The sequence below is a fragment of the Sinomonas sp. genome (genome assembly GCF_036848755.1).
In the GTDB taxonomy this organism is placed as follows: domain Bacteria; phylum Actinomycetota; class Actinomycetes; order Actinomycetales; family Micrococcaceae; genus Sinomonas.
This window is the reverse complement of sequence record NZ_DAIUJO010000189.1, coordinates 1-4,000: the sequence shown is the minus strand read 5'-3', so window position 1 is coordinate 4,000 and position 4,000 is coordinate 1. Positions and strand designations below refer to the sequence as shown.

The following is a 4,000-nucleotide window of genomic DNA, read 5'->3' as shown; positions in this document are numbered from 1 at the left end:
CCCACTCCACAGGGATGGCATCACGACCGCTTCCCGGCACCTCCGGCAGGAAGCAGCCCCCCGTCCCGGGAGATTCCTAGGAAAGGTCCAGCTGATGACGATGCAGCGCCCAGAGACCGGACGGATGATCCCAGGCATGGAGGAGAATCCCCGGGACGAGGCCCTGCGCGCCCAGCAGCCCCCCGCACACCCGGGCGGATACGGGCGGGACTTCGCCCCGCCCGTGTCCAGGACCGCCCGGGGCCGCTGGGGGACTGGCGCCGTGGCGGCCGCGATGCTCGCCGCGGGCCTGGTCGGCGGTGCTGCGGGTCTGGGGGGATCTTCGCTGCTTGACCATCAGACCCAGGCGACCGGTGCGGGGCAGCACGCCCCAGTGGTGGTGAACAAGGTCGGCGCCCTCTCCGTGACGGCCGCAGCCGCCAAGGCCTCCCCGAGCGTGGTGACCATCAGCGTCACCGCCGGCAGCTCCGCCGGGACCGGCTCCGGGATCGTCCTGGACTCCAGCGGGCACATCCTGACCAACACCCATGTCGTGACCCTCGACGGCACCGCGGCGCACCCGGCCATCCAGGTCCGCGCGGCCAACGGCACCGTCTACCCCGCCAGTGTGGTGGGCACCGACCCGCTCTCGGACCTGGCCGTCGTCCAGGCCCAGGGCGCCAGCCTGCCCCCGATCAGCTTCGGGAACCCCGGCAGCATCAACGTCGGGGACCCCGTGGTAGCGATCGGGGCGCCCCTGGGCCTGCCCGGGACCGTGACCTCGGGAATCGTCTCCACCCTCGACCGCACCATCTCCGTCGCCTCCTCCGCGCCCCCGCAGGGCGGGGACCAGCAGCCCGGCGGCGGGCAGGGATTTCAGTTCGCCCCGCCCGGCACCGGCCCCTCCCCGCAGGCGCGCAGCACCGTCAGCCTGGACGTGATCCAGACCGACGCCCCGATCAACCCCGGGAACTCCGGCGGCGCACTCGTGGACGCCGACGGCAACCTCGTCGGGGTCAACGTCGCGATCGCCTCCACCGGCCCCGGCGCGGGCGCCACGGCCCAGAGCGGGAGCATCGGCGTGGGATTCAGCATCCCGGCCGACTACGCCCGGCGCATCGGAGGGGAGCTCATCGCCAACGGCAGCGCCGCCCACGCCCTCCTGGGCGTCTCGGTCCGCCCCGCCGCCCCCGCAGGGGACCCCAGATCCCCCTTCTCGGTCGGCGCCCTCGTCGCCCAGGTCACCGCAGGATCCCCCGCGGACAGGGCCGGGATCAGGGCCGGGGACGTCATCACACGGTTCGGCGCCCACGCCATCGACGACGCCAGCAGCCTCACCGCCGCCGTCCACGAGCAGGCCCCCGGCACCACGGTCAAGGTCACCCTGGCCCGCAGCGGCCACAGCACCAGCACCGACGTCACCCTCGCCACCGCGCCCTGACCCCGTCGGTGGATGCCCGATGGATTCCTCAGGGAATCCTCAGCACCCCTCGACTACCGTCGCCGTCAACTGCACCTCCGCCGGGGACACCGTGGTCCCGTCCCGTGGCGGACGGCAGACGAGAGCTTGGAGCCGGGCAGGGCAGCGCCGAAAAACTCGGGCGCGGAAGGGAACAAGAAGTGGGAGAACACGCACCGAGGCGTCCCCCGACCGGGTCTGACGATGGAGCCGGGGGCTTCCTGCCCCGGACCGGGGAGATGCTGGTCCGGGAGCTGCTCAGGATCGCCGTGGCAGACCTGCGCCCCTCCGGGCCTGAACTGGACTCACTCGTGGAGGAGGCCACTGGACGGCTCGCCGCCGAGCTCGGGCGCCCGGGCCCCGGCACCTCCCGGGAGCCCTGCCGGATGGGGCGGCAGCAGCGGGCCCTGGAGGCGCTGCTCCCCGAGGCCGCAGGCCAGGGGGCCACGGCGATGCCCCCGGACGCCGTCCTGGAGGCCGCGGCCCGCATGCTCGCGGCAGGACGGGAGGGCCTTGCGGTGCGCCGGCGTTCGGAATTCGACGAGCACTGGGTCGCCGAGGGCCCCGACGGTTCCCTCCTCAGGCTCCCCCGCGGCGCCGTTGCCCGGGCCGTCGACCGCTGCGCCGCGGAGGCCGCCAAGCAGGCTGGCATGGACCGCGGGGCCGTGAGGGCGGAGTTCAGGAGGGCGTTCGCGATCCAGGCCACCAGCGCCCTGGCCACTGCCTACCCCCAGGGGCCGGCCCTCCACGTCCGCGCCGCCCCCCGCCACGGACTCGTCCTGCTCTACGGGAACCGCACGAGGGAGCAGGCCCGGGACCTCTACTGCCGGGGAATCCCCTCCCCTGGGCTGCTGGCCCAGACCGCTCTCCCCCGCGTGCCCGTCAGCTCCGTCCTCAGGCAGGCCGCCTCGTGGGAGGCAGTGCGCCGCCTCCGGATGGCGTCCCGCACACCATCCGGCACCGAGCGGCCTCCCCCGGGCAGGAGCCGAGGCGTCCTGCTTTCCATGACCCTCCCTCCAGACTGTCTGATCTGATTGACCTCTTCGGTCAAAGATGTTCTCGTAAAATTTAGCCAGACAATCGTATTAAGTTGTCTGGTGTGAACCGCATGGACGGCCGACACGACAGAATGGAGGAGTGCCGCGCTATGTCATGCCTGAGAAGCCCACGCCGAAGTGGGCCGCAGACGTGATCAAGCTCCTCAGCCTGAACCCACTGAGGGTGGAGATCCTGCGCCAGCTCGCCCAGCAGCCGGAGGGCATCACCTCCGGCGACATCGGCCGAGCCGTCGGCGCGAGGTACAAGACCGTCGCCTGGCACCTACGCAAGCTCGAAGACCTCGGTGCCGTCGATTCCGACGCCGGGGACCAACGCCAGGGCCAACGAGTCCTGTACACGCTCGCAGAAGGAGCCTTCGACCATGCGTTGGAAACTCTTCGGCGATACGTCAACCGGGAAAATTAAGGGCGACACGCCGAGCTACCCTTCTATAGCACGGCCTATGCCTAGGGTTTAGTGGACTTTATGGCAGAGACACGATTGAGCCGCAGGCGCGCACGCGGCAGCGCTGTCGGCTACCCACAGGTCAATTACCAAATTCCGCAAGACTGCAAGGACAAGCTCGAAGCCATCGCAAACCGGATGGGATTGAGCGCGGCTGAGGCACTCGAAGCCGTCATCGAGCACCTAGAACTCACCGCTGACGGTCTGCCCCGTTGGTTCATCGCACATCAGGAGGCTCTGCCGATGCAGCGCGCTTCTTAACGACTGAGGGCCCGCTTTCGCGGGCCCTCTAAAAGTCCTCCACCACCCCTAGATCTTGGCCGGTCACCGGGTGGTGGACCTGAAACCCTCCCTCGCGGGTGGGCCTCTTGCACACCCTCCTATAGGAAGGACGCTCCTTCATGGTAGCCGAAGCTACCGCTTTGTCGCTCTCTCCTGCCCAAAAATCGGGCGTGTCAAAGTCGGCACCCACCGTGCAGCCTTTGCGACTCCGCCGGGTGAGCCGCCGTCGTGAGACGCATCGGGAGGGGGTGCTCGCCGCCGTCCCTTCCGGCTCTGTACGCGCCGCCCACGGCCGCCAGGCCATCGCGGCGCTCCGAGCGCGCCCAGAGTGGGCCCAATACACCGCGGGACGCCGCACACGGCTCCTGGCATGCCTCCGCGCCGTCATCGAGCGCGCCGACTACGACACGATGACCAGCCGACCGACCTGGGCCGGCCTCATGGAGCGCGTCGGCGTCTCCCGCGCCAGCATCGCCCGCTACCTGGCCACACTGCGTGGATGGGGTCTCCTCGGCATCGTCGCGTCCGGTCGAACAGCCCCCTACGCCTCCCTGCCAGAGGACGGCTCCGAGCGAACCAACGAGGCCGCCGTCTACGTCGTGTGCACGCCGTCGCCCCTCGCGGCCGTCGACACAGCCGCGAGGGCTGTGGACAAGACTGAGACCCCTCCCGCCCCAGGCGGTTCTCACCTTAAGAAAGAAAAGAGCCCCCCGCACACGCGCGAGGAAAACCCCCAGAAGGACGCGGCTTCGCCGCCAACTCCATCCTGTGGCGAGG

The 4,000-nt window shown here is 70.4% G+C and carries 5 protein-coding genes; all 5 read left to right on the top strand.

Annotation, left to right across the window (positions count from 1 at the left end; all coding sequences use genetic code 11):
• Window positions 1-1,420 (top strand): S1C family serine protease (locus tag V7053_RS18145; protein ID WP_334173660.1); only part of this gene is annotated, 1,420 nt, incomplete at its 5' end.
• A 179-nt stretch (window positions 1,421-1,599) separates the two neighbouring features.
• Window positions 1,600-2,472: a hypothetical protein gene (locus V7053_RS18140; protein ID WP_334173659.1), complete on the top strand. Its 873-nt coding sequence runs from the start codon at window positions 1,600-1,602 to the stop codon at window positions 2,470-2,472.
• A 118-nt stretch (window positions 2,473-2,590) separates the two neighbouring features.
• Complete coding sequence (locus V7053_RS18135) at window positions 2,591-2,902, top strand: ArsR/SmtB family transcription factor (RefSeq protein WP_334173658.1); 312 nt, start codon at window positions 2,591-2,593, stop codon at window positions 2,900-2,902.
• Window positions 2,903-2,962: 60 nt separating this feature from the next.
• Window positions 2,963-3,202 carry a hypothetical protein gene (locus V7053_RS18130; RefSeq protein ID WP_334173657.1) on the top strand — a complete coding sequence of 80 codons (240 nt, stop codon included), beginning with the start codon at window positions 2,963-2,965 and terminating at the stop codon, window positions 3,200-3,202.
• 236 nt (window positions 3,203-3,438) lie between these two features.
• Window positions 3,439-4,000: hypothetical protein (locus V7053_RS18125; protein WP_334173656.1), on the top strand; the 562-nt coding region annotated here is incomplete at its 3' end.